Source organism: Amycolatopsis alkalitolerans, assembly GCF_006152065.1.
GTDB lineage: Bacteria > Actinomycetota > Actinomycetes > Mycobacteriales > Pseudonocardiaceae > Amycolatopsis_E > Amycolatopsis_E alkalitolerans.
Genome location: NZ_VDFW01000014.1, coordinates 86,559 through 110,444, shown reverse-complemented (window position 1 = coordinate 110,444; position 23,886 = coordinate 86,559). Strand labels below are relative to the sequence as shown.

The following is a 23,886-nucleotide window of genomic DNA, read 5'->3' as shown; positions in this document are numbered from 1 at the left end:
TGAGGGTGGCGGTGGGCGAGGGGCCGGCGGTAGTCGCGACGCGTTGTGTGACGGTTCAGGCCCGTCAGGCTCCCCGGAACGAGTTGATACGAGCCAGATGCCGCTCGCGAAGGCTACCGTCACGAACACCGAGACCTTCTTCGGGAGCCAGGCAGAGCACGCCGACTTTGCCCTGATGGGCGTTGCGGTGCACGTCGAGGGCGGCTTGCCCGGTTTCCTCCAGCGGGTAGGTCTTCGACAGGGTCGGGTGAATCAGGCCTTTGGCGATCAACCGGTTCGCCTCCCACGATTCCCGGTAGTTCGCGAAATGGGAGCCGATGATCCGCTTGAGGTTCATCCACAGGTACCGGTTGTCGTACTGGTGCAGGTACCCGGAGGTGGACGCGCAGGTGACGATGGTGCCGCCGCGGCGGGCGGCGTAGACCGATGCGCCGAACGTCTCGCGGCCGGGGTGCTCGAACACGATGTCCGGATCCTCACCGCCGGTCAGCTCGCGGATGCGGGCACCGAAGCGTTGCCACTCCTTGGGATCCTGGGTCTCCTCGTCCTTCCAGAACCGGTAACCCTCCGCGCTGCGGTCGATCACCAGCTCGGCGCCGAGTCTGCGGCAGATGTCCGCTTTCTCCGGGCTCGACACGACGCACACCGGGATCGCGCCCCCGTTGATGGCGTACTGCGTCGCGTAGGAGCCGAGCCCACCGGACGCGCCCCAGATCAGCACGACGTCGCCCTGTTTCATGTCGGCGCCGTTGCGGGAGACGAGTTGCCGGTAGGCCGTCGAGTTGACCAGACCGGGGCAGGCCGCCTCCTCCCAGGTCAGGTGCGCGGGCTTCGGCATCAGCTGGTTGGCCTTCACCAGCGCGATCTCCGCGAGCCCGCCGAAGTTGGTCTCGAAGCCCCAGATGCGCTGCTCGGAGTCGAGCATCGTGTCGTTGTGCCCGTCTGGACCTTCGAGCTCGACGTTGAGGCAGTGCGCGACGACCTCGTCGCCCGCCTTCCACCGGTGGACACCTGGCCCGGTGCGCAGGACGACGCCGGCCGCGTCCGAGCCGACCACGTGGTAGGGCAGGTCATGCCGCTTGGATAGCGGGGAGAGCTTGCCGTATCGCTGCAGGAACTTGAAGGTCGGCAACGGTTCGAAGATCGAAGTCCACACCGTGTTGTAGTTGATGGCGCTGGCCATCACCGCGACGAGCGCCTCGCCGGGTCCCAGTTCGGGCAGCGGCACCTCGTCCACGTGCAGTGACTTGCGCGGGTCCTTGTCGCGGCTCGCCAGCCCCTCGAACATCCCCGCCTCGTCGGCGTGCACGGTCACGCCGCGGTAGGACTCCGGCAGGTCGAGCGAACCGACCGCGGCGAGATCGCCGGACAGGATCGCTTCCCTGATGGCCTTCAGCGTCATCGGCGGGCCTTTCCGTGCGTAGGTAGAGGGTGAGATTACTGGCCGGTAACCAAGAACGCCACCGCTAGTTCTTGACCGGCCGGCCAATCAAGGCTGATAATTAAAGAGCAGGCAAAGGTTCTTTGCAGGAGGTGATCACAATGGCCGAAACCTCGACACGTGCTTGGACGCGTCCATATGACTGGGCCGAGGTGGTTCTCGGGGTGGTGGCGGTGCTGTCGTTCCTGTGGGTGGACACCAGCAACGCCGCGTTGTGGACGATGATCGTGCTGGGCGCGCTCATCGCGCTGGATGGTTTGGTGTCCCTGGCGATGCCGGGACTCGTCTACGGTGAGGGTCTCCAGATCGTGCTCGGCGCGCTTCTGGTCATCTCGCCTTGGGTGATGAGCTACACGGATCTGACCGGTGCTTCGCTGTCCGCCTGGATCATCGGCGGGCTGACCCTGCTGGCGGGCGCTGCGGCGCTGCCGGTCGCGAACGCCGTTCACGGACGGATGGCAGGTCAACACTGAAACAGGAAGAGCCCCCGGCAAAGGAGCGCATCCTTCTCGCGGCTGAGGAGTTGTTCGCCGAATCAGGTTTCGACGCGACACCCACCTCCCGCATCGCGGAGCGCGCCAAGGTGCCGAAAGGGTTGGTGCACTACTACTTCCGGCGCAAGGCCGATCTGCTGGGCGCGCTGATCAAGCGGTTGCCCGACGAGCAGATCGACCCCGCGCTGGTCGTGGTGCCGGGGGACATCGCAGAGAGCTTGCGGCGCCTGGTTTCCGAACTGGACGCCCGGCTCGCCCGCTCACGGATGCTGTCGCATCTGCTGTGGCGTGAGGCGGATACGCACCGCGCGGTGCGTACCGCGCTGAACGACCGGTTCCAGCAGCTGGTGCGGCAGGTGCGGGCGGTGATACTCGCGGCGGGCGAGGGCGGCGTCGCGGTCGCCGATGTGGACAGCGCGGCCGGTCTGCTCGCGCTCGCCGTGAGCTACCGCCACTCCGTGGCCCGGCATGAGGAAGAGCCGCCGAGCCTGATGGAGGCGGAGCTGAACTTCATCGCCGGGGCGCTGATGGCGCACCCGGTCACTTAGCCGGTTCGACAAGTTCCACGAGCACGCCGCCGGCGTCCTTCGGGTGCACGAAGTTGACCCTGCTGTTCGCCGTGCCTCGTTTCGCCTCGTCATAGAGCAGCCGCAAACCCTTGGCGCGCAAGGATTCCGCGGCCGCTTCGACGTCTTCCACCCGGTAGGCGACCTGCTGCAGGCCCGGGCCCCTGCTGTCGAGGAACTTCGCGATCGTGGAGTCCGGGCGCAGCGGCGCGAGCAGTTGGACCGCGGGGCCGGTCTCGTCGCCCGGCGCGTGGAGCATCGCCTCACGGACGCCCTGCTCCTCGTTGACCTCTTCATGCGTGGCGCGCAGGCCGAAGTTCTCGGCGTAGAACGCGATCGCGGCATCGAGGTCGGGCACGGCGACGCCCACGTGATCGATGGTGGTCACGAGCGTGTTGAGCGCGTCGTTCATATCCGGAGCATAGAGGCGGCGTCCACCCCGAACTCGTGCCACGGCTCACACCTGTACCAGCGGGGGCCGCCGGGTATCGTCAAGGAGACCGCCGTTGTTCGCGTTTTGGAGGCTGCCGTGTCCGGTTCGGTGATCCTGGGTGCCGCCCGCACCCCGATCGGTCGACTGCTGGGTTCGCTGAAGGACTTTTCCGGAGCTCAGCTGGGCGGGGTGGCCATCAAGGCGGCGCTCGAACGCGCCGGGGTCGCGCCCGAGGCGGTGCAGTACACGATCATGGGCCAGGTGCTCACCGCGGGTGCCGGCCAGATCCCGGCCCGGCAGGCCGCGGTCGCCGCGGGGATTCCGATGGACGTCCCGGCGCTGACCGTCAACAAGGTGTGCCTGTCCGGCCTCGACGCCATCGCGCTGGCCGACCAGCTGATCCGCGCCGGCGAGTTCGACCTGGTCGTCGCGGGCGGGCAGGAGTCGATGACCCAGGCGCCGCACCTCCTGCCGAAATCGCGCTCCGGATTCAAGTACGGCGACGTGACGATGCTCGACCACATGGCGCACGACGGCCTCTACTGCGCCTTCGATCAGGTCGCCATGGGCGCCTCCACCGAGAAGTACAACTCCCGCTACGGGATCACCCGCGAGCAGCAGGACGAATTCTCCGCGCGTTCGCACCAGCGCGCCGCGGCGGCGATCGCGTCCGGGGCGTTCAAGGCGGAGATCGCCCCCGTCACGATTCCGCAACGCAAGGGCGAACCGATCGCTTTCGACACCGACGAAGGGGTCCGCGGCGAAACCACGGCCGAGAGCCTGGCGAAGCTGCGTCCCGCGTTCGCGTCGGACGGCACCATCACGGCGGGCTCGGCCTCGCAGATCTCCGACGGCGCGGCGGCGGTCGTCGTGGCCAGCCGCGAGAAGGCCGAGGAGCTGGGCATCACCCCGCTCGCCGAGATCGGCGCGCACGGCGTCGTCGCCGGCCCGGACGCGAGCCTGCACGAGCAGCCGTCGAACGCGATCCGGAAGGCACTGGCCAAGGCGGATCTCGACGTGAGCGCGCTGGATCTGGTCGAGATCAACGAAGCCTTCGCGGCGGTCGGGGTCGTCTCCAGCGAGAAGCTGGGCCTCGGCCCGGACAAGGTGAACGTCAACGGCGGCGCGATCGCGCTCGGGCACCCCATCGGCGCTTCGGGCGCGCGGCTGGCCGTGCACCTGATCCACGAGTTGCAACGCCGGGGTGGTGGTCTCGGCGCTGCGGCGCTGTGTGGCGGCGGCGGGCAGGGCGACGCGCTGCTGCTGCGGGTGTCCTAGTCCGGCCAAGCTCACCGTCTGGATGAACATTTCTGACCTGGTCGGCCAAGCGCGGGAGGGGCAGCCGCGCGCGGTCGCCAAGCTGATCTCGCTGGTCGAGGACGCGCATCCCAGCCTTCGGGAGGTCGCCGCCGCGCTCACCCCGCACACCGGGCGCGCGCGTGTCATCGGGCTGACCGGTCCGCCCGGGGTCGGCAAGTCCTCGTCCACTTCGATGCTGCTTTCCGCGCTGCGCAAGGAAGGCAAGCGGGTCGGCGTGCTGGCGATCGACCCGTCCTCGCCGTTTTCCGGCGGCGCGCTGCTCGGTGACCGCATCCGGATGACCGAGCACGCGACCGACCCCGGCGTGTTCATCCGCTCGATGGCCACCAGGGGGCACCTTGGCGGTCTCGCCTGGGCGACGCCGCAGGCCGTCCGGGTGCTCGACGCGGCGGGGTTCGACGTCGTGCTCATCGAGACCGTCGGTGTCGGACAGTCCGAAGTGGACGTCGTGCGGCTCGCGGACACCACCGTGGTCCTGCTCGCGCCGGGCATGGGCGACGGGGTTCAGGCGGCGAAGGCGGGGATACTCGAGATCGCGGACGTGTTCGTGGTGAACAAGGCCGACCGCGAGGGGGCCGAGACGGTCGTGCGGAACCTGAAGCAGATGATGGCGATGGCGCACGAGGAGAAGCCGATCGTGCGCACGGTGGCCACCCGGGGCCAGGGCGCGGAGGACCTGGTGCGCGCGCTCGGCGAGCACCGCGACCGGCTCGAAGCGTGCGGTGAGCTCTCGCGGCGGCGTAGGCGGCGCGCGGCGAGCGAGGTCGAGGCGATCGCGTTGCGGCGGCTGCGGGCCACGGACTTTCACACCGGCCGGCTGGACGAACTGGCCGGGCAGGTCGTCGACCGCAGGCTGGACCCGTATGCGGCGGCCGACGCGCTGCTGGCCGCGCTCCGGTCTGGACAATAGGTTGCATGGTGCCTGTCGAGCGCGTCGGTCTCGTCGTCCACGCCGGTAAGGAGGCGGCCCTCGCGGCGGCGGGGGAAGTGCGGCGATGGGCCGCATCACACGGGATCCCGTGCGCCGATATCGACGTATGGGACGACAGCCGGCTCAACGCGCGCGAAGAAGCGGCGCGCGCCGGGAACCCGGACCTCATCGTCACGGTCGGCGGGGACGGCACGTTCCTGCGCGGGGTTCGGGTGGCCGGGCCGGTCAGCGCGCTCGTGCTGGGGGTGAACGTCGGGCGCGTCGGGTTCCTCACCGAGGTCGGCACGGAAGACCTGCGCGCCGCGCTCGACGCGGTCCATCGCGGTGAGATGACCGTCGACGCGCGGATGACGCTGACCATGCGGTCGTCGCGGCCGCTGGAGATCCCGGAAGGCATCGAGGCGATGCTGCGGTACGGGCGCGGGCCGATGCTGCCGCCCCCGCGCGTGCGGCCGGGGATGAAGAGCGAGGCCGGCTGGGGCGTACCGCTGGATGTGCTGGCGCTCAACGACATCGTGGTGGAGAAGCTCGCCCGCGACCGGCAGGCGAGCCTGGCGGTGTACGTCGGCGGGAAGCTGTTCGCGTCGTACTCGGCGGACGCGCTGATCGTCGCTTCGTCCACCGGCTCGACGGCCTACAGCTTCGCCGCCGGTGGTCCGATCGTGTCGCCGAAGCTGGACGCGCTCGTGTTCACGCCGGTGGCCCCGCACATGGTGTTCAACCGCACGGTCGTGCTCGACAGTTCGCAGCAGGTCGGCATCCTGGTGCTCGAACACTCGGGCCAGGTCGCGGTCAGCGTCGACGGGCAGTTGCGGGGCGTGCTGGATCCGGGCGACTGGATCAGCGTCTATGGCGCGCCGAAGCGCTCGAAGCTGGTGCGGCTGTCGGAACCGGATTTCCTGGGGAGGGTGCGCGACCGCTTCGGGCTGGTCGACTCGGCGGCCGCGCTCGCCGACGGGCACCCGCCCGCGTACGCGCCGAACAAGCCGATGCCCCCGGACCTGGCCCACCCGGGCCCGCGAGATCTACCTCCAGGACGCTGAGTTCGACGTTCCGGAGCCCGACCGGCTCACGGCGTGATGACCTTCAACAGCGCTTCGATCGCCGGTCCGAACGCCGAGTCGGCCGGGGTCGCGTAGCCGAGCACGATCCCCTGGGCCTGCGGCTCGCCGATCCAGTGCCGCCCGAGGCCGTCGACCGCGACGGACTCGCGTAAGGCCGCTCGGATCACCTCCTCCTCCGACAGCCCGGTCGGCAACGGCAGCAGCACGTGCAGGCCCGCCGAGATGCCGACCGGCGTGATCTCGCGCGGTAGCAGGGACAACAGCCGGTCGCGGCGCCTGCGGTAGGCGGCCCGCCGCTGCCGGACATGCCGGTCGTACGCCCCTGAGCTCAGCATCTCCGCGAGCACCAGGTGGTCCACGACCGGCGGGCGCCAGCCCGTCGCGGCGAGTTCGGCGCGTACCGGTTCGACGAGAAAGCGCGGCAGCACGAGCCAACCGATCCTGATCGCGGGCGCAAGCGTCTTGCTGACCGTCCCCGCGTACACGATCCGTTCCGGCGCAAGGGCTTGCAGCGCGCCCACGGGCTGGCGGTCGAAGCGGAACTCGCCGTCGTAGTCGTCCTCGATCACCAGGCCGCCGGTGGTGGTCGCCCACCGGGCGAGCGCCGTTCGCCGCTCCGGGGCGAGCGTCACGCCGAGCGGATACTGGTGCGCCGGGGTCACCACCACCGCTGGACTGTCCAGATCGGACACCCGTAGGCCGTTCTCGTCGACCGGGACGCCCACGATGCGTGGCCCCCGCGCACGCGCGCGAAAGTCTGGCAGCGAAGGGTTTTCGAACGCCAATTCGGTGTCGCCGCGAGCGTGGAGGACGCGGGCGAGCACGGTCAGCCCGTGGGTGAACCCCGCGCAGACCACGATCCGGTCGGGTTCGGCGAGCACACCACGGCTGCGCGAGAGGTACCGTGAAAGCGCTTCCCGGAGGACGAGAGAGCCCTGCTCGCCGCCGTAGTCGAACACGTTCGCCGGCGCCTCGTGCAGCACTCGCCTGGTGACGGAAAGCCAGGCGTCACGCGGAAAGGACGACAGGTCCGGACGCCCCGGGTAGAGATCCCACCGTGCGTCCGGCACCCAGGGCGCGGCCCGCGAGCGGGGCCGTTCCGCAACCGGGGGCGACGGGCTCACCGCGGCGACCCGCGTCGGTGCGCCCTGGTTCGTACGCAGGTAGCCCTCGGCGGTCAGGTCGGCATACACCCGGGTGACCGTGCCGCGAGCGATGCCGAGATCGTTCGCCAGCGCCCGGGTCGACGGCACCACCATGCCGGGAGCGAGCCGCCCGTCGCGGATTGCCCGGCGCAGGGCGTCCGCGAGGCCTTCCCGTCCCGTCTCGGGCCGCCAGTCGAGGTGCACATCCCAACTGGACCATGAATCCGTCATGAAACTGGACCATACTCGTGTGCCAGTTCGGGCTAACGTCAAGGACATGAGCCCACGAATTCCGCTCAAGCGTCCGGAACAGTTGAAGCAGCTCATCGCGCTGAACGACTCGATCAAGAAGGCCGCCGCCGACGCGGGCCTCGACCCGCTGATCCTCGAACTGTGCAAGATCCGGGCCTCGCAGCTCAACGGCTGCGCGTTCTGCCTCGACATGCACATCAAGGACGTCCGCGACCTCGGCGAGACCGAGCAGCGGGTGTACCTGCTCGGCGTGTGGCGCGAGGCCAACGTGTACAACGAGCAGGAGCGCGCGGCGCTCGCGCTGACCGACGCGATGACCAGGCTGTCCGAGACGCAGGACGTGCCAGACGACGTGTACCAGCAGGCGACCGCGGTGTTCACCAGGGACCAGTACACGGTGCTCGGCTGGGCGGTGACCGTGATCAACGCTTTCAACCGGCTCAACGTCACCAGCCGCACCCCCGTGCCGGCGGCGAAATGACCAGGATCCAGCTGACGGCCGGGGCGGCGACGCTGATCAACGACGTGAACCGCCCGGGAGTCACCAGCCACAAGCCGCTGCCGGGGGAGCCGCGATGACCGCGGCCGCGCTTCGCGTGCTACACGTGCCCGGGAAGCCGGTGCTGTTGCCGAACGTCTGGGACGCCGACAGTGCCCGGCTCGTCGAGGAGGCCGGTTTTCCCGTTGTGGCAACGAGTTCGGGCGCCGTCGCGGCCTCGCTCGGTTACCCGGACGGGGAACGGGCACCCGCGGACGAGATGTTCGCCGCCGCCGCGCGGATCGCGCGGGCCGTCAGCGTGCCGGTGACTGTTGACGCGGAGTCGGGCTACGGGTTCCCGCCGCGCGATTTCGCCGACCGGTTGCTCGCGACCGGTGCGGTGGGCTGCAACCTGGAGGACACCGACCACGCTCGTGGTGGGATCCGCCCGGTCGCCGAGCAGGCCGAGCGGCTCGCGGCGATACGCGAGGCGGCGGGCGACGCGTTGGTGATCAACGCGCGTGTCGACGTCTTCCTGCGAGGGGATCAGCGCGAGGCGCTGCCGGAGGGGATCGAGCGGGCGAAGGCTTATCTCGCCGCGGGGGCGGATTGCGTTTACCCGATCCTCATCCGCTCGCCGGACGTTCTCGGGGAGTTCGTCAAGGCCGTGCACCCGGCCGCGGTCAACGGGAACCGCATACCGGGTACCGACCTCGCTTCCCTCGGCGTGGCCAGGGTTTCGATGGGCGCGCGTCTGTGGCGAGACACCCGCACCTGGCTCGCCGGGCATCTCAAGACCCTCTGAACGTAGATCTCAGCGCGAGGGGGTCAGCACTGCTGCTTGTAGAAGTACGCGGAGTTGGCGTCCATGTTCGCCTTGGTGAGGGAGTGCAGGGGAGCGGTCAGGGTCTTGGTCACCGGCTTGTTTTCCAGGGCCGCGACGGCCTGGTCGACGCCCTGCCGGCCGATCATCGCCGGGTCCTGCGCGATGAGCGCCTGGTACTCGCCGCTGCGCAGACCGTCCACTTCGGACGGGCTGGCGTCGAAGCCGACCAGGTTGACCTGACCGATCTTGCCCGCGTTGCGCAGGCCGGTCGCCGCGCCCTCACCGGTGTTGAGGTTCGTGGCGAAGATGCCGATCAGGTCCGGAGTGGACGCGAGCGCCGCGGTGACCTTCGCAGCCGCCTGCTCCGGCTCGTTCTGGGTGAACTGGATGCCGATCGACTTGAGGTTCGGGTGGTTCTTCAGCTCGTCGGTGAAACCCTGCGCCCGTGCGGCCGTGGTCGAGGTACCGGCGATGGTGTCGAGCACCAGCACCGAACCGGACTTGCCGCCCACCAGCTGCGCGAGCGTCTGCGCGGCGAGTTTGCCGCCCGCGACGTTGTCCGACGAGATCGACGAAACCGCGAGGCTGGAGTCCTTCAGCGCCGTGTCCACCTGGACGATCTTGGTGCCCCGGTTGGCGACCTGCTGGATCGGCGCGAGCATCGCCGTGTCGTCGGTCGGCGCGATCAGCAGGGCGGCCGGCGGGTTCGAGCCCAGCGCGTTGACCTTCTCCGTTTGCAGGGCCGCGTCGAACTTCTGCGGCGCCGAAGTGGTGAGCGTGTAGCCGAGCTTCTGCGCCTCCGCTTGCGCACCGCACTGCATCGAGATGTAGAACGGCTCGGCCTGCACCCCGGGGATCAGCGCGAGCTGCTTGTTGTTCTGGACGTTGTTGCCACCGGATCCGCCGACCTGGCCGGAGCCACACGCCGCGAGCACGAGCGCCGCGGCCACGGCAGTGCCGACGTTGAGCACCTTCTTCATCCGTTGTCTCCTACTTCATCGTAGTTACCGGGAATTGCGCTGCCGTCGGCGGCGCTGGTCGAACCAGACGGCGGCGATGAGCACCCCGCCGACCGCGATCATCTGCCAGAAGTCCTGCACCTGCGTGATGTTGAAACCCTTCTTCAGCACGGCCGGGATGAACACGCCGATCACCGTGCCGAGCACCGAACCGACCCCGCCGAACAGGCTCGTGCCGCCCATCACCGTCGCCGCGATCGCGTTGAGGTTGTCCGTGGTGTGCGCGGTGATCGTGGTCGAGGCGTAGTACGCGAGCGACATGAACCCGGCGATCCCGGCGAGGAAACCGGTCAGCAGGTACACCTTCAGCAGGTGGGCGGTGACGCCGATCCCGGCCCGGCGCGCGGCCTCGGCGTTCGACCCGACCGCGTAGGTGTAGCGGCCGAACTTCGTGGTGTGCAGCAGCCACGCGCCGATCAGCGTGATGACCACCGCGACCAGCACCAGGTTCGGGATCCCGCCGAACGAGGTGCCGTAGCCGAGCGTCTTGTTCAGCACGGTCGGCACGCTGCGCACGTCGGAGCCGTTGTTGAGCAGGTACGCCGCGCCGAGCGCCGCGCCCATCGTGCCGAGCGTGACGATCAGCGGCGGGATCTTCGCCACCGCGATGAGAAACCCGTTGATCAGGCCCCAGATCGTGCCGGACAGGACCGCCGCCACCAGCCCGATGCCGATCACACCCCAGCCGGCGGCGCTGGCGTTGCCGCCGGAAAGCGCTTCCATCGTCTTGCCGCACACCATCCCGGCGAAGATCAGCACCGAGCCGACGGACAGGTCGATGCCGGACGTGATGATCACGAACGTCATCCCGACGGAGAGCACCAGCAGCACCGAAGTCTCGATCAGCAGCGTCTGGAAGGTGAACAGGGTGCCGAACTCGCCCGGTTTGAGCACGATGAACACGGCGATCAGGGCGATCAGCACGAGCGCGATCCAGAACGTGTTCGCGCCGATGAGCCGCTGGCCGAGCGAGCGCTTCCCGAAGCCGCCATCTACAGTGGACTGGATCTCCTTGGTGGCGGTCATGCGGCTTCCTCCTGGGTGAGCGCGCCCGTCATAGCCGCGACGAGGTCCTCCAGTTTCGTGTCGGCCGCGGCGAACCGGGCCACCCTGGCGCCGAGCCGCAGCACCTCGATCCGGTCCGAGACCGACAGCACCTCGGGCATGTTGTGGCTGATCAGCACCACGGCGATACCCTCGTCGCGCACCCGCCGGATCACGTCGAGCACGCGTTCCCGTTGCACCACACCGAGTGCGGCCGTCGGTTCGTCCATGAACACGACCTTGCTGGCCCAGACGACCGACCGCGCCACCGCGACGCTCTGCCGTTGCCCGCCGGACAGCGAGCCGATCGGCACGTCGGTGCTCTGCAGGGTCACGCCGAGCCGTTTGAACTCCTCGACCGCCCGCCGGCGCATCTCCGCCTTGTCGATCATGCCGAGCTTGCCGAGGATGCCGCGGCGGTGGATCTCCCGGCCCAGGAACAGGTTCGCGGCCGGGTCGAGCTCCGGTGCGACCGCGAGGTCCTGGTAGACGGTCTCGATGCCCAGCCGCCGTGCGGTGGTGGGCGAATCGAAATGAACCTCCTTGCCGTCCAGGAGGATCCTGCCCGAGGTCGGCTGTTCGGCACCGGAAAGGCATTTGATCAGCGTCGACTTCCCGGCACCGTTGTCGCCGATCAGCGCGGTCACCTCGCCCGCCCTGGCCTGGAACGACGCGCCGCGCAGCGCCTCGACCGAACCGTAGTGCTTCACGATTTCCTGGGCGTCGAGCAGGACGGAGTCGTTCATCTCAGGCTCCCGGCACTGGGGGTCGGCAACGGATGATGGTCAGCTCGCCGGAGACCTCGGCCTGCCCCGCGGCGTACGGCAGCACGATAGTGTCGCCTTTGGACAGTTCCAGACCGCCGCCGTGCTCGGTCTTCAGTGTGCCCTGGCCGGCGAGCACCACGAACACGGTGAACGACGGGTCGAGCGCGAGCGACGGGTCCGGACGCAGCCGGTCGGCGCGGAAGAACTCCGCCGCACCGGGTACCAGAAGCTCCACAACGGACTCGTCGAGATCCGCGGTGCGCGTGATGATCGATTCCGGGTCGCGGGCCGAGGTGTCCAGCGCCTGCAGCGCGGTGTCGAAGCCGATGCCGAGATGCCCTTTTTCCGGGCTGGCTAGGAAATCCCGCCATTCGATGGTGAGCGAGAAGTCGGTCGGCTGCTGTAACTCGACCACGAACACGCCCTCGCCGATCGCGTGTGGCAGGCCGGCCGGGATATACACATTGTCCCCGGGCTTGACCGGCACGCTGTTGAGCGCCCCGAGCATCGCTTCGGTGTCCTGTTCGCGCACCCATTCGCCGACCGTCGCCGGCGGCACGTGTTCGCGGAAGCCAGGGTAGACGCGCGGGTCGTCGCCGCTCGTGCCCACCACGATCCACGCTTCGGTCTTGCCGAAATGCGAGTCGAAATGCGCTTGCGCGAAGGCATTCGACGGGTGGAAGTGCACCGGCAGCCGCTGCCCCGCGTCGAGCAGCTTGACCAGCAGCCCGGTGGAGTCGGCGAACGCCGACACGTGCTTGGCCCCCAGCCACGACTCGGGGTCGGCCCGTACCGCGTCCCGCAGCAGGCGGCCGTCGGGCAGTCTCGACAAGCCCGTTTCCGCCTGGCCGAACAGGGTGGTGGTCGAGGCGACCCAGTCTTCGGGACCGAACTCATTGCCGGAGTCCGCGCCGCGAAGCGCCGCGATCGCCGCGCCCCCGCGGTAGAACTGCGGTGGCTGGTTCGCCGGGAGCTTGACGGGCGCGGTCACGGCGAGACCTCGCCGGAGCCGCGGGGTACGAGGTGCACGGGCAGAACTACCTTTCTCGGCGGGGATTCCTCGCCGTGGATCCGGGCGAACAGCAACTCGGCCGCCGCCTTGCCGAGCCGTTCCACGTCGTGGGCGATCACCGTGACGGGCGGGTCGAGCAGGTCCGCGAGCTCGAAGTCGTCGAAGCTCACGAGCGCGGGGCGCGGGGTGACGTGGGCCAGCGCGCGCAGCACATGCACGGCGACCCGGTTGTTCCCCGCGATGACGGCGGTCGCGCGATCGGGGCCGGTCAGCAGGCGGTCCACCGCGCCGACCACGTGCTCCCGGGTCGGCGTGCCCAGTTGGGCGAGCCGCTCGTCGTAGCGCAGACCGGCGCGAACGCAGCCTTCACGGAAACCCTGGAGCCGCTCGGCCGCGGTGAAGATATCCGGCCGGTCGCCGAGGAACGCGATGCGACGGTGGCCGTGCCGGGCCAGATGCGCGACCGCCTCGATGGTGCCCCCGAGGTTGTCGACCAGCACGGTGTCGGCCGAAAGATCGCCGGCGGGACGGTCGACGAACACCACCGGGGTGCCCGCGCGCATCTCCGGCACCAGGTAGTGATGCTGCTCGCCCGCAGGCACCAGCAGCAACCCGTCGACCCGGCGCGAGCAGAACTCCAGCGCCAGTTCGCGTTCGCGCTCCGAGTCCTCGTCCGAGGAACCGGTCAGCACATGCCGGCCGTAGGCGACCGCGATCTTCTCCACACCCCGGTTGAGCTCCGAATAGAAGGGGTTGCCGACATCCTCCACGACCAGGCCGATGGTGCCCGTGGTGGAGCCGCGGCGGAGGTTGCGGGCGCCGAGATTGCGCCGGAAGCCCAGCTGCTCGATCGCGGCCAGCACGCGCCGGGCGGTCTCCGGATGCACCGCGGGCTCGTCGTTCACTACGCGCGACACGGTCTTGATACTGACCCCCGCCAGCCGGGCGACGTCGCTCATCGTCGCCCGCCTGCTCGCCGGGCGATGGGTACCGTCCGACAACGTTGTCATAGTACTGCGGATTCCACACCGTGCGCACCCGGTTGTCAATGGTCCGGATGATATGTCCGCCGTATCCCCTGCGACGTATGGAGTATCCCCTGTCTGTAATGAGACAGGATTCGCCAGGTTCCTTGACCGGCTTGTCAGCCGCTAACGAAAGTGATTCGCCACGACAAGGTTGTCAGGAGGGCCGATGAGACTTTTGTGGGTCAGAAGAGGGCTGGCGCTCGTCGCCGGTCTCGTGGTTACCTCTAGCGTCATGCCCGTCGTTCAGGCGGACGCGGTGCCTGCCCAGGATCTGGCGAAGTGGGTGAACCCCTTCGTCGGCACCCGCCCGGGCGGCGCGGACCAGGGCACCGGTGGCGGCGCCGGGAACACGTTCCCGGGCGCGGTGGTGCCGTTCGGGATGGTCCAGTGGAGTCCGGACACCGTCACCGAACAGCACGGCGGCTACTACTACGACAGCACCGCGCTCAAGGGATTCAGCCTGACGCACCTCTCGGGCGCCGGTTGTGACACCTACGAGGACATCCCGTTCATCCCTTACGCCGGGGAGGTCACCACCTCGTCCGCGACCGACCCCGGCCGGTACACGATGCCGTTCTCGCATGCCAACGAGCAGGCGAGCGCGGGCAAGTACAGCGTCAAACTGGACAGCGGCGTGCAGGTCGACCTGACCGCGACCCAGCGCACCGGGTCGGGCCGGTTCAGCTACCCGCAGAACAGTCCCGCGACGCTGCTGATCAACACCTCGGGCTCGATCATGGGCACCGACGACGCGCAGATCACCATCGGCCGCGACAGCGTCAGCGGCTGGGCCTCCAGCGGCCGGTTCTGCGGCACGAACTCGCATTACCGCGTCTACTTCTACGCGAAGTTCGACATCCCGTTCGCCTCGATCGGCACCTGGCGTAACGGGACCGTCACCCCGAACAAGGCCGCCGAGAACGGTGGTGCCCTGGCGAAGGTCGCCCCGCAGACGACGGTGGCGCGCTCGCAGTCGGCGAGGCCGGCCGACACGACCGTCAGTGGCCCCGGCAGCGGCGGCTACGTCACGTTCGCGCCGGGCTCGAAGGTGAACGTCCAGGTCGGACTGTCCTTTGTGTCCAGCGATGGCGCGCAGGCGAACCTCAGGGTGGAGAACAACCACCGCTCGTTCGACGACGTCGCGGCCGCGGCGCGCGAGGCGTGGAACGACCGGCTCGGTCAGATCCAGGTCACCGGCGGCTCGGACGCCGACAAGACCACGTTCTACACCGCGCTGTATCACTCGCTGATCCAGCCGAACGTGTTCTCCGATGTGGACGGTCGCTACACCGGGTTCGACGGCCGCGTGCACACCGCCGACCGCGGGCACGCGATGTACACGAACTTCTCGGGCTGGGACATCTACCGCTCGGAGATCCAGCTGCTGGCCTTGCTGGCGCCGAGGGAAACCTCCGATATCGCGCGGTCGATGATCGCCTATGCCGCACAGGGCGGGGCGTGGGACCGCTGGACCGTGGCGAACGACTACACCGGCGTGATGAACGGCGACCCGTACCACATCATCGTGTCCAGCGCGTATGCCTTCGGCGCCAAGGACTTCGACGCGAACAACGCCCTGCTGTCGATGATCCGCGGCGCGACTCAGCCGACCACGCAGGGCTACACCGAGCGGCCGGGTCTGCAGGACTACCAGACCCTCGGGTACGTGCCGGGCGCCGGCGCGGACACGCTGGAGTACACCAGCGCCGACTTCTCCATCGCGCAACTGGCGCGGCGGCTCGGCGACTCCTCGACTTACCAGAACTTCATGAAACGGGCCCAGTACTGGCAGAACCTGTACAACCCCGCGACCGGCTACCTGCAGCCGCGCCAGGCGGACGGCACGTTCACGACCCCGTACAACCCGGGCAGTTCCTCGGGCTGGGTCGAGGGCAACGGCGCGCAGTACAGCTGGATGGTGCCCTACGACGTGGCCGGGCTGATCACGGCGTTCGGCGGGAACCAGGCCGTCCAGTCGCGTTTGGACGAGTTCTTCACCGAGCTCAACGCCGGAACCCGGGACCCGCATGCGTTCCTGGGCAACGAGCCGAACGCGAACTCGCCGTGGCTGTACGACTTCGCCGGCGCGCCCTACAAGACGCAGTTGATCGTGCGGCGGGCAATGACCGAGCTGTACAACCCGAACCCGGAGGGCCTGGTCGGCAACGACGATCTCGGCCAGATGTCGTCGTGGTACGTGTGGTCCGCCCTGGGCATGTACCCGGAGATCCCGGGGCGTGCGGAACTCGTGCTCGGCTCGCCCCTGTTCTCGAAGATCGTGCTGACCACGGGGCTGGGCAAGAAGATCACGATCAACGCCTCGGGTTCCGGCCAGTACGTGACCGGGCTGAAGGTGGACGGCATCACCTCGGCCAAGCCCTGGCTGCCGGAGTCGTTCGTGGCCAACGGAGGCACGCTCGACTACACCCTGTCCAGCACGCCCGACACCTCCTGGGGTTCTGCTGCCGCCGACGCACCGCCTTCGTTCCGCGAAGGTGAGACGCCTGCGGTGTCCTTTGTGGATCCGGCGCGGATGGTGGTGCCGGATGGGGCCGGCGGCACCGCGGCGATCGGCGCGCAGGACCTGTCCGGCACCGCCCGGACCTGGCACTGGGCCGCCGCGCCGCCGGCGGGGATCACGGTCACCCCGTCCTCCGGTGATCTCACGGTTCCGGCCGGTGGCAAGGCTCAGGCGAACGTCGCGGTCGCCGTCGCCGGCGGGACGGCCGAAGGTTCGTACCAGGTGCCGATCACGCTGACCGGCGGCGGGCAGCAACTGTCCACAACGCTGGGTGTGCTGGTCGCGCAACCGGGTAGCTGGCTCGCGACCGTGAACAACGCGGGGATCTCACCAGATGCCAAGCCCGCCGCGGCGAACTTCGACGGGGTCGGCTACAGCTACTCCGCCGACGCGCTCGCCGCGGCCGGTGCCAAGGCGGGCAGTACGGTGACGGTCAACGGATTCTCCTACACCTGGCCGGCCTACCCGGCCGGTTCGCCGGACAACGTGATCGCACAGGGGCAGACGGTGAACGTGTCCGGCAGCGGTCAGCTGGCCTTCCTCGGCGCCGGCTCGAACGGGAACGCCTCCGGCACGGTGACGATCACTTACACCGACGGCAGTACCACCGCCGCGAGCCTCGGGTTCTCGGACTGGACACTCGGCGGTGGTGGCGCGCAGCCGGCGTTCGGCAACCAGAAGGCGTTCACCACGTCGTACCGCAACAGCGTCGGCGGCGACCCGCAGCAGATCAACACCTACGTGTTCGCGAGCACGCCGATCACGCTCAGCGCGGGCAAGACGGTCCAAAGTGTCACGTTGCCGTCGAGCGTCTCGGGTGGACAGTTGCACGTCTTCGCTATCGGATTCGCCGCGCAGCAATGAAAAAGGCGTTCCTGATGGCGCCGGTTCCCGCGCCGGGCTGCCTGGAAGACCGGGCATACCGGGCACCCGGCTGGAGCCGCGGAGGCGCTGGTCCATCTTGGACTTCCGGCTGACCTCCGACGGGACGCAGGCCACGTGGGCGACCACCCCGCGCGAGCTGACGGGTGAGCACCGGGGGTCGTGAGAATGATCACGACCCCCGGTGTTCCCGTGAGCAGCGTCACGGCGCACACTGGACACCGAAACGTCCGACAGCGCGGTTGACGTAAGGGAATCGCCCCTTACGAGTCCCGTTGCCGGACGGTTTTTTGTGTGTATCCAATGAGGAGGAAAGTAGTGTCCAGCAAGGCCGCTCTCGTGTTCCGCGTGGCCGCAGTCGCCGAGGCCCTGTCCTGGGCGGGTCTGGTGATCGGGATGATCCTGAAGTACGGCTTCTCCGCGTCCGACGAGGGTGGCGTTCCGGTGCTGGGCATGGTGCACGGAGTGATCTTCATCAGCTATGTGGTGGTGACGCTCGCCGTGTTCAAGCCTCTCGCGTGGAAGCCGAAGACGCTCGTGATCGCATTGCTGGCCAGCATCCCGCCGCTGTTCACGTGGTGGTTCGAGAAGTGGGCGCTGCGCACCGGCAAGCTCGACGGCCCGGAGCGGCTCACCCACGGCGGCACCGGCCTGTTCGTCCGCGAGACCGAAACCGCCGCCGCCTGACCCGTTAGTCGATGAAGTCGCCGGTGGCTTTGCGGATCTTGGTGAGCAGATCCGTGAGCTGAGTGGTTTGAGCCGGGGTCAGGCCGACCAGGCCGAAGTCGATGGCCGTGACCGCCTTGGTCGCCTCGGCGTGCCGGGCACGGCCGCCGTCGGTGATCTCGACGAGCGTCGTACGACGATCGGTCGGATGCGGGACGCGCTTCACGAGTCCGTCCCGCTCGAGCCGGTCGACGATGTTCGTCACGCTCGTCGGATGCAGTTGCAGGCGCTCACCCATGACCCGCATCGGCAGGCTCGAGCGGCGGGCGAAGCTCAGCAGCACGAGCGCCTCGTAGCGCGCGAAGGTGAGCCCGTGGGGTTTCAGCGCGCCGTCCACGGCCGACTGGATGATCTGCTGGACGCGCATCAACCCGGTCACCGCGGCCATCGTGCCGGAGGGTCCGACGCGGTCCTCCCACAGCTGGGCGGCGCGGGCGATCGGGTCGAACGGCAGTGGGCGGTTCATGAGCTGGGAAGCTACCAGCGCGTAATCGCCCGATGGGGCAGGGTGGTGCCGGAACCAGGAGAAGGGAACACCGATGCTCGTCGCATTCAGCGTCAGCCCGTCCGGCGGGGACCCGGACGGAGGAGTCAGCGAGGCCGTCGCGCGGGCGGTGAAGGTGGTCCGGGACTCGGGACTGCCCAATTCCACGAACGCGATGTTCACCAACGTCGAGGGCGACTGGGACGAGGTGATGGACGTGGTCAAACGCGCCGTCGAAGCCGCAGGTGAGGGCGCCGCACGGGTGTCGCTCGTGCTCAAGGCCGATATCCGGCCGGGCTACACCGGTCAGCTCGAGGCGAAGGTGGAGCGGGTCGAACAGCACCTGCGGTGATTCCCGCGGCCGCGCGTGCCAGGATGGAACCGTGACGAATCCACGCGGATCAGCAGCGAACTCAGCAGCCATGTCAGCCGCGCTGTCGGGTGCGGTCGATCTGTCCGCGCTGAAAGCGCGCGCGGACGCCGTGCGCCAGCAGCCGGCCACCCCGCCGCCGGGGGCTCCGCCGCAAGGCGCGCCGGGCGGTGCCAACGTCATCGAGGTCACCGAGTCGTCGTTCCAGGCCGACGTCGTCGAACGGTCCCTGCAGCAGCTCGTGGTCGTGGACCTGTGGGCGGACTGGTGCGGCCCGTGCAAGCAGCTCAGCCCGGTGCTCGAACGGCTGGCGGGGCAGGCCGGTGGTGCCTGGGTGCTCGCCAAGGTCGACGTCGACGCGAACCCGAGGATCGCGCAGCTGTTCGGCGCGCAGTCCATCCCGACGGTGGTCGCGATCGCCGGTGGCCAGCCGGTCGACGCGTTCGCCGGGGCGTTGCCGGAGCCGGAGATCAAGAAGTGGCTCAACGCCTTGCTGGACGCGCTCAAGGACAAGCTGCCCGGGATCCGGGACGCGCAGCCCGTCGAGGTCGAGGAGCCGGAGGACCCGCGCTTCACAGAGGCCGAGGAGGCGTTCGAGAAGGGTGACTACGCCGAGGCGGAGGCCGCTTACAAGCGCATCCTCGACGTCGAACCGGCGAACGAGCAGGCGAAGGCCGCGCTGACCCAGGTTCGCTTCGCCGCGAGGGCGGAGGTGGCCGATCCGTCGGCCGTCGCCCGCGCCGACGCGGACCCGTCGGACCTGGCCGCCCAGCTCGCGGCGGCGGACTTCGAGGTGGCCCAGAACAAGGTCGAGGACGCCTTCGGCAGGCTGATCGGCACGATCCGCCGCACGTTCGGCGAAGACCGCAACCGTGTGCGGGAGCACCTGGTGAGCCTGTTCGAACTGTTCGACGCCGCGGACGAGCGCGTCGCCAAAGCCCGGCGGGACCTGGCCTCGGCCCTGTTCTGACCCGCCCTTGCCGTGCCGTGAGGGGCCCCCTCATGCCCTTATTTGCCGTGAGGGGGTCCCTCACGGCAAGGTGCCGGATGCTGGGGTCAGGCGTAGTTCTTGCTGCAGGGAGCGGAGCCCTGCAGGTAGCCGGTCCGCATCGCCTCGACCCGGGTGAAGCCGGCGGCCACCCGCTGCCCGTTGACGTCCGAAGCGATGAGGCTGTCCGGGCGCAGCAGGTCGGAGATCGCCTCGTCGAGGTCGCCCGCGGACAGGCGCAGCTCGGTGTTCGTCAGCTTGTTCACCGCGCCGGCCCAGGCGCCCACGAGACAAGCGGTCCGCAGGCCGGCGTTGGCGTTGTCGATCGACGCGCCGACGCCCTTCTCGATGCCCAGCGCGTACCGCGAAGCGACCTCCGACAGCGCCGCGAAGTCGCCGCGCCCCTCGCTCGGCTGCCCGCTCTGCTCGGCCTCCAGGTCCACCGGCTGGCCGAGTGCCGCGAGCGCGGGCAGGTCGATATCCACCGTGTTGTCCCCCGGGCAGTACGACGCGGGAGGCGTCGAGGGACCACCCTGGCATCGGCCGCTGCCGTCGACGATCTTGGGCGGGCTCGCCTTCGCGCCGGCGAAGGCGGCGTCCAGGCTCTGCTTGAGCAACTCGATGGCGTGATCGTCGATGTCGATGTTGCCCTCGTTCTTGTCGCCCGGGTCGAACGGGCGTTCCGCCACGCGGGCTTTCAGGTTGTCCTCGTTGATCCCCGCGCACGCCTTCGGCCCCTGCTCGAAACCGAGCTGGAACGCGAAGATCCGGTCGAACCCGGTCCCGTGCGCGCCGCGGGCGGTGGCTGACGTGCCAGCCTCGTCGCGCACCCCGAACAGCGACAGAAGCGCCGCGTCCAGTCCCTCGGCCGTCGACACTGCGAAATACCTGCTGTCGCCTGCGACCACCCAGTGGTAGTACCCGCCGGCGAAGCAGTCCGCCTGCTGCTCTTTGACGATCGTGGGCGTGGTGCGGGTGATGCCGGCCTGCTTCCCGAGGCGGTACTGCACGGCGTGCCCGAACTCGTGCGCGAGCACCGTGACCACCGACAGCGGGCCGAACTGCTTGATCATCGTCGGCAGGAGCACGCCGCGGTCCCACGCGATCGAATCGTCCGCGCCGCAGTAGAACGCGTTCTCGATGCCTTTCAGGTCGCCGCAGCCGTTCTGCTGGTCCGGGCCGTCCGAGTCGTAGGACAGCAGTGCGCTCACCGGCTTGAACGCGACGCCGAAGTCGCCGGGCAGCTGCTTCGACCAGTACGTCTCCACGTCGGCGATGGTCGCCATCGCGAGCTGGTCGGCCTGGTCGTCGCTGACGTTCCGCACCTGGACGTCCGGGGGCGGTGCGTCCGGGCGCAACCCGCTCTCGAAATGCGTGATCGGCAGGCCGTCGACCGAGGCCGCGGCCGTGCCACCGTCGTTGCCGCCGCAGGCCGTGAGGCTGACCACCAGCACCCCGGCCATCGCGGCTACGAGTCCCCCTGCGCGCATCCACCAGCTCCCTGATCGGCTTCGGTGCTCGGACAGTAACCGATATTGTCGCTTCTCATGAGAGCGATCCGTCGGTTCACCGTTCGCGCGAGCCTGCCGGAACCGTTGGCGGGCCTGCGGTCCCTGGCGACCAACCTGCGCTGGACCTGGCATCCGCCGACGCGCGACCTGTTCGCCTCGATGGACGCCGACCTGTTCCGCCGCGTCAAGGACCCGCTGCGGATGCTCCTGGCGGTCCCTCCGGCGCGGCTCGAGCAACTGGCCGCCGACGAGGACTTCCTCGCCAGGGCGCGGGTGGCGACGGAGGATCTCGAGCGGTACCTCACCGAGGACCGCTGGTATCAGCAGCAGCAGGCCGACGGGCCGCGCGCGATCGCCTACTTCTGCATGGAGTTCGGCGTGCACGAGGCGCTCCCGAACTACTCCGGCGGTCTCGGCGTGCTCGCCGGCGACCATCTGAAGGCCGCTTCCGACCTGGGCGTTCCGGTGATCGGCGTCGGCCCGCTCTACCGCGCGGGCTACTTCCGCCAGGGCCTGTCGCTGGACGGCTGGCAGCTCGAGCACTATCCGGTGATTGACCCGAACGGGTTGCCGCTGGAGCTGCTGACCGACGATGCCGACGAGCCCGTTCTGGTCGACGTCGCGATGCCCGGCGGCCGCGATCTGTACGCGCAGGTGTGGCAGGCGCGCGTCGGGCGCGTCCCGCTGCTGCTGCTCGACACCGACGTGGACGCCAACGACGAGGACCTCCGCCGCGTCACCGACCGCCTTTACGGCGGCGACGCCGACCACCGGATCCGGCAGGAGATCCTCGCCGGTATCGGCGGGATGCGCGCGGTGCGGCGGTACTGCGAGCTGGCCGGGCACCCGCAGCCGGAGGTGTTCCACACCAACGAAGGGCACGCCGGGTTCCTCGGCCTGGAGCGGGCTCGTGAGCTCATCGACGAGCACGGCTTCGGGTTCGACGAGGTGCTCTCGGCCGTCCGCGCGGGCACGGTGTTCACCACGCACACCCCGGTGCCCGCCGGTATCGACCGGTTCCCGGTGGACCTCGTGCAGCACTACTTCGGCGACGGCCGGCTGCTTCCCGGTATCGAGACGCAGCGCGTGCTGGCGCTCGGCGCGGAGGACAACCCGGGCATGTTCAACATGGCCCACATGGGCCTCCGGCTGGCCCAGCGCGCGAACGGGGTTTCGCGGCTGCACGGCCGCGTGTCCCGGCGCATGTTCGCGCGGCTGTGGTCCGGGTTCGACGAGGACGAGGTGCCGATCACCTCGGTCACCAACGGCGTGCACGGCCCGACGTGGGTGGCCCGCGAGCTGACGGCGCTGCTCGGCGGGAAGCACAGAGGAAACGCGGTATGGGGCCGCAGCGACGATGCCAGCCAGTTGCCGAGCCGGCAGGGGGTCAGCGACGAGGAGCTGTGGGCGCTGCGGCGGGACCTGCGGCAGAAGCTGGTCGCCGAAGTACGGCGGCGCGTGCGCGAGTCGTGGCTGCAGCGAGGCGCGTCGGCGCTCGAACTGGGGTGGATCACCACGGTGTTCGACCCGGACGTGCTGACCGTCGGGTTCGCCCGCCGGGTCCCCACCTACAAGCGGCTGACCCTGATGCTGCGTGACCCGGAGCGGTTGCGCGCGCTCCTGCTCGACGAGGACCGGCCGATCCAGATCGTCGTGGCGGGCAAATCGCATCCGGCCGACGAGGGCGGGAAGCAGCTGATCCAGCAGATCGTCCGGTTCGTCGACGACCCCGCGGTCCGGCGCCGGATGGTGTTCCTGCCGGACTACGACATGTCGATGGCGCGCTATCTCTACCGTGGTTGCGACGTGTGGCTCAACAATCCGACGCGGCCGTTGGAGGCGTGCGGCACCTCGGGGATGAAGTCGGCGCTCAACGGCGGGCTCAACCTGTCCATCCGGGACGGCTGGTGGGACGAGTGCTACGACGGCAGCAACGGCTGGGCGATCCCGACCGCCGACGGCATCCGGGATCCGCTGCGGCGTGACGAGCTGGAGTCGGCCGCGCTGTATGACCTGCTCGGCCAGCAGGTCGCGCCGCTGTTCTACGACCGCGACGCCGGGGGCGTGCCGAAGGGCTGGATGTCGATGGTGTGGCACACGCTCGACACCCTCGGCCCGCGCGTGCAGGCGTCCCGGATGGTGCGCGAGTACGTCGAGAGCTGCTATCACCCGGCCGCGACGACGGTCGCCGCCGCGACCCGGAACTCCTTCGAGGGAGCCAAGTCACTCTCGGAGTACCGCAAGCGGATCGACAGCGTGTGGTCGCAGGTGAAGATCTTCGACAGCGAGCTCACCGCGGAGAAGCTCGTCGTGGGCAGCGAGGTGCGGGTGGAGGCCCGGATCGACCTGGCCGGTCTCGACGAGTCCGAAGTGGACGTCCAGGCTGTGGTGGGCCGGGTCGGTGACACCGACGACCTGTCCGAACCGGTCGCCGTGCCGATGACCCAGGCCGGTGTCGGGCTGTTCACCGCGACGCTCCGCCTGCCGCACGCGGGTTCGCTCGGCTACACGGTCCGGGTGGTGCCGAAGCATCCGCTGCTGGCGACCTCGGCCGAGCTGGGCAAGGTGGTGCTGGCCTCCTGAG

The 23,886-nt window shown here is 69.2% G+C and carries 22 protein-coding genes; 12 read left to right on the top strand and 10 right to left on the bottom strand.

Features of this window, described 5'->3' with window-relative positions:
- Positions 1-64 precede the first annotated feature (64 nt).
- Positions 65-1,402, bottom strand: coding sequence for a crotonyl-CoA carboxylase/reductase (gene ccrA / locus FG385_RS17550; RefSeq protein WP_139097820.1), 1,338 nt, complete (start codon positions 1,400-1,402; stop codon positions 65-67).
- A gap of 140 nt (positions 1,403-1,542) precedes the next feature.
- Here ccrA and FG385_RS17545 point away from each other — a divergent pair, with 140 nt between their 5' ends.
- On the top strand, positions 1,543-1,914 hold the full coding sequence (locus FG385_RS17545) for an SPW repeat domain-containing protein (RefSeq protein ID WP_139097819.1): 372 nt from the start codon (positions 1,543-1,545) through the stop codon (positions 1,912-1,914).
- Positions 1,911-2,483, top strand: a complete 573-nt coding sequence (locus FG385_RS17540) for a TetR/AcrR family transcriptional regulator (protein ID WP_139097875.1) — start codon at positions 1,911-1,913, stop codon at positions 2,481-2,483. Before FG385_RS17545 ends, FG385_RS17540 begins: the two co-directional genes overlap by 4 nt.
- Here the strand turns inward: FG385_RS17540 and mce are convergent.
- Positions 2,476-2,913: a methylmalonyl-CoA epimerase gene (gene mce / locus FG385_RS17535; protein ID WP_139097818.1), complete on the bottom strand. Its 438-nt coding sequence runs from the start codon at positions 2,911-2,913 to the stop codon at positions 2,476-2,478. The two genes, FG385_RS17540 and mce, sit on opposite strands and share 8 nt — an antisense overlap.
- Before the next feature lie 117 nt (positions 2,914-3,030).
- Here mce and FG385_RS17530 point away from each other — a divergent pair, with 117 nt between their 5' ends.
- Genes FG385_RS17530 through FG385_RS17520 form a run of 3 tightly spaced genes read left to right on the top strand, consistent with a single transcriptional unit; the run spans position 3,031 to position 6,228 of the window.
- Positions 3,031-4,212: an acetyl-CoA C-acetyltransferase gene (locus FG385_RS17530; protein WP_139097817.1), complete on the top strand. Its 1,182-nt coding sequence runs from the start codon at positions 3,031-3,033 to the stop codon at positions 4,210-4,212.
- Between the two features lie 22 nt (positions 4,213-4,234).
- Complete coding sequence (gene meaB, locus FG385_RS17525) at positions 4,235-5,164, top strand: methylmalonyl Co-A mutase-associated GTPase MeaB (protein ID WP_139097816.1); 930 nt, start codon at positions 4,235-4,237, stop codon at positions 5,162-5,164.
- A gap of 5 nt (positions 5,165-5,169) precedes the next feature.
- Positions 5,170-6,228 (top strand): NAD(+)/NADH kinase, encoded by a 1,059-nt coding sequence (locus FG385_RS17520; protein WP_139097815.1) that lies wholly within the window; start codon positions 5,170-5,172, stop codon positions 6,226-6,228.
- A gap of 26 nt (positions 6,229-6,254) precedes the next feature.
- Here FG385_RS17520 and pdxR read toward each other — a convergent pair whose 3' ends face one another.
- The gene (gene pdxR, locus FG385_RS17515; RefSeq protein WP_139097814.1) at positions 6,255-7,625 is read right to left on the bottom strand and encodes a MocR-like pyridoxine biosynthesis transcription factor PdxR; all 1,371 of its coding nucleotides are present in this window, start codon (positions 7,623-7,625) and stop codon (positions 6,255-6,257) included.
- A gap of 46 nt (positions 7,626-7,671) precedes the next feature.
- Here pdxR and FG385_RS17510 point away from each other — a divergent pair, with 46 nt between their 5' ends.
- Positions 7,672-8,127, top strand: a complete 456-nt coding sequence (locus FG385_RS17510) for a carboxymuconolactone decarboxylase family protein (protein ID WP_139097813.1) — start codon at positions 7,672-7,674, stop codon at positions 8,125-8,127.
- Between the two features lie 94 nt (positions 8,128-8,221).
- Entirely contained in the window at positions 8,222-8,929 is a 708-nt protein-coding gene (locus FG385_RS17505) for an isocitrate lyase/PEP mutase family protein (RefSeq protein WP_139097812.1), read from the top strand.
- Between the two features lie 23 nt (positions 8,930-8,952).
- On the opposite strand, the gene FG385_RS17500 is transcribed toward FG385_RS17505, so the two are convergent.
- From FG385_RS17500 to FG385_RS17480, 5 genes are read right to left on the bottom strand one after another with little or no spacing between them, the layout of a single operon-like run.
- Positions 8,953-9,930, bottom strand: a complete 978-nt coding sequence (locus FG385_RS17500) for an ABC transporter substrate-binding protein (protein ID WP_139097811.1) — start codon at positions 9,928-9,930, stop codon at positions 8,953-8,955.
- A gap of 24 nt (positions 9,931-9,954) precedes the next feature.
- Positions 9,955-10,995, bottom strand: a complete 1,041-nt coding sequence (locus tag FG385_RS17495) for an ABC transporter permease (RefSeq protein WP_139097810.1) — start codon at positions 10,993-10,995, stop codon at positions 9,955-9,957.
- Entirely contained in the window at positions 10,992-11,759 is a 768-nt protein-coding gene (locus tag FG385_RS17490) for an ATP-binding cassette domain-containing protein (RefSeq protein WP_139097809.1), read from the bottom strand. The genes FG385_RS17495 and FG385_RS17490 overlap by 4 nt, the downstream gene beginning before the upstream one ends.
- Position 11,760: 1 nt before the next feature.
- A complete protein-coding gene (locus FG385_RS17485; protein ID WP_139097808.1) occupies positions 11,761-12,771 on the bottom strand; it encodes a class I mannose-6-phosphate isomerase in 1,011 nt (336 codons plus the stop codon).
- Complete coding sequence (locus FG385_RS17480) at positions 12,768-13,751, bottom strand: LacI family DNA-binding transcriptional regulator (RefSeq protein WP_139097874.1); 984 nt, start codon at positions 13,749-13,751, stop codon at positions 12,768-12,770. The genes FG385_RS17485 and FG385_RS17480 overlap by 4 nt, the downstream gene beginning before the upstream one ends.
- A gap of 301 nt (positions 13,752-14,052) precedes the next feature.
- Between FG385_RS17480 and FG385_RS17475 the strand changes: the two genes are divergently transcribed.
- On the top strand, positions 14,053-17,205 hold the full coding sequence (locus tag FG385_RS17475) for a GH92 family glycosyl hydrolase (RefSeq protein WP_139097807.1): 3,153 nt from the start codon (positions 14,053-14,055) through the stop codon (positions 17,203-17,205).
- Positions 17,206-17,541: 336 nt separating this feature from the next.
- Positions 17,542-17,910, top strand: coding sequence for a DUF3817 domain-containing protein (locus FG385_RS17470; protein ID WP_139097806.1), 369 nt, complete (start codon positions 17,542-17,544; stop codon positions 17,908-17,910).
- A gap of 4 nt (positions 17,911-17,914) precedes the next feature.
- Here the strand turns inward: FG385_RS17470 and FG385_RS17465 are convergent, their stop codons facing one another.
- On the bottom strand, positions 17,915-18,415 hold the full coding sequence (locus FG385_RS17465; RefSeq protein ID WP_139097805.1) for a MarR family winged helix-turn-helix transcriptional regulator: 501 nt from the start codon (positions 18,413-18,415) through the stop codon (positions 17,915-17,917).
- A 73-nt stretch (positions 18,416-18,488) separates the two neighbouring features.
- Between FG385_RS17465 and FG385_RS17460 the strand changes: the two genes are divergently transcribed.
- Positions 18,489-18,785 (top strand): thiamine-binding protein, encoded by a 297-nt coding sequence (locus FG385_RS17460; protein WP_139097804.1) that lies wholly within the window; start codon positions 18,489-18,491, stop codon positions 18,783-18,785.
- 70 nt (positions 18,786-18,855) lie between these two features.
- On the top strand, positions 18,856-19,773 hold the full coding sequence (locus FG385_RS17455; protein WP_200834504.1) for a tetratricopeptide repeat protein: 918 nt from the start codon (positions 18,856-18,858) through the stop codon (positions 19,771-19,773).
- Between the two features lie 86 nt (positions 19,774-19,859).
- Here FG385_RS17455 and FG385_RS17450 read toward each other — a convergent pair whose 3' ends face one another.
- The gene (locus FG385_RS17450) at positions 19,860-21,281 is read right to left on the bottom strand and encodes a neutral zinc metallopeptidase (protein ID WP_235022617.1); all 1,422 of its coding nucleotides are present in this window, start codon (positions 21,279-21,281) and stop codon (positions 19,860-19,862) included.
- A gap of 57 nt (positions 21,282-21,338) precedes the next feature.
- Between FG385_RS17450 and glgP the strand changes: the two genes are divergently transcribed.
- Complete coding sequence (glgP, locus tag FG385_RS17445) at positions 21,339-23,885, top strand: alpha-glucan family phosphorylase (RefSeq protein ID WP_139097802.1); 2,547 nt, start codon at positions 21,339-21,341, stop codon at positions 23,883-23,885.
- The last annotated feature ends 1 nt before the right edge of the window (position 23,886 follow it).

Excerpts from the sequence above, each read along its gene's own strand:
- ccrA (WP_139097820.1), bottom strand. The coding sequence starts at position 1,402 with ATGACGCTGAAGGCCATCAGGGAAGCGATCCTGTCCGGCGATCTCGCC.
- FG385_RS17545 (WP_139097819.1), top strand. The coding sequence starts at position 1,543 with ATGGCCGAAACCTCGACACGTGCTTGGACGCGTCCATATGACTGGGCC.
- mce (WP_139097818.1), bottom strand. The coding sequence starts at position 2,913 with ATGAACGACGCGCTCAACACGCTCGTGACCACCATCGATCACGTGGGC.
- meaB (WP_139097816.1), top strand. The coding sequence starts at position 4,235 with ATGAACATTTCTGACCTGGTCGGCCAAGCGCGGGAGGGGCAGCCGCGC.
- FG385_RS17520 (WP_139097815.1), top strand. The coding sequence starts at position 5,170 with ATGGTGCCTGTCGAGCGCGTCGGTCTCGTCGTCCACGCCGGTAAGGAG.
- pdxR (WP_139097814.1), bottom strand. The coding sequence starts at position 7,625 with ATGACGGATTCATGGTCCAGTTGGGATGTGCACCTCGACTGGCGGCCC.
- FG385_RS17510 (WP_139097813.1), top strand. The coding sequence starts at position 7,672 with ATGAGCCCACGAATTCCGCTCAAGCGTCCGGAACAGTTGAAGCAGCTC.
- FG385_RS17505 (WP_139097812.1), top strand. The coding sequence starts at position 8,222 with ATGACCGCGGCCGCGCTTCGCGTGCTACACGTGCCCGGGAAGCCGGTG.
- FG385_RS17500 (WP_139097811.1), bottom strand. The coding sequence starts at position 9,930 with ATGAAGAAGGTGCTCAACGTCGGCACTGCCGTGGCCGCGGCGCTCGTG.
- FG385_RS17495 (WP_139097810.1), bottom strand. The coding sequence starts at position 10,995 with ATGACCGCCACCAAGGAGATCCAGTCCACTGTAGATGGCGGCTTCGGG.
- FG385_RS17490 (WP_139097809.1), bottom strand. The coding sequence starts at position 11,759 with ATGAACGACTCCGTCCTGCTCGACGCCCAGGAAATCGTGAAGCACTAC.
- FG385_RS17480 (WP_139097874.1), bottom strand. The coding sequence starts at position 13,751 with ATGAGCGACGTCGCCCGGCTGGCGGGGGTCAGTATCAAGACCGTGTCG.
- FG385_RS17475 (WP_139097807.1), top strand. The coding sequence starts at position 14,053 with ATGCCCGTCGTTCAGGCGGACGCGGTGCCTGCCCAGGATCTGGCGAAG.
- FG385_RS17465 (WP_139097805.1), bottom strand. The coding sequence starts at position 18,415 with ATGAACCGCCCACTGCCGTTCGACCCGATCGCCCGCGCCGCCCAGCTG.
- FG385_RS17460 (WP_139097804.1), top strand. The coding sequence starts at position 18,489 with ATGCTCGTCGCATTCAGCGTCAGCCCGTCCGGCGGGGACCCGGACGGA.
- FG385_RS17455 (WP_200834504.1), top strand. The coding sequence starts at position 18,856 with ATGTCAGCCGCGCTGTCGGGTGCGGTCGATCTGTCCGCGCTGAAAGCG.
- FG385_RS17450 (WP_235022617.1), bottom strand. The coding sequence starts at position 21,281 with ATGCGCGCAGGGGGACTCGTAGCCGCGATGGCCGGGGTGCTGGTGGTC.
- glgP (WP_139097802.1), top strand. The coding sequence starts at position 21,339 with ATGAGAGCGATCCGTCGGTTCACCGTTCGCGCGAGCCTGCCGGAACCG.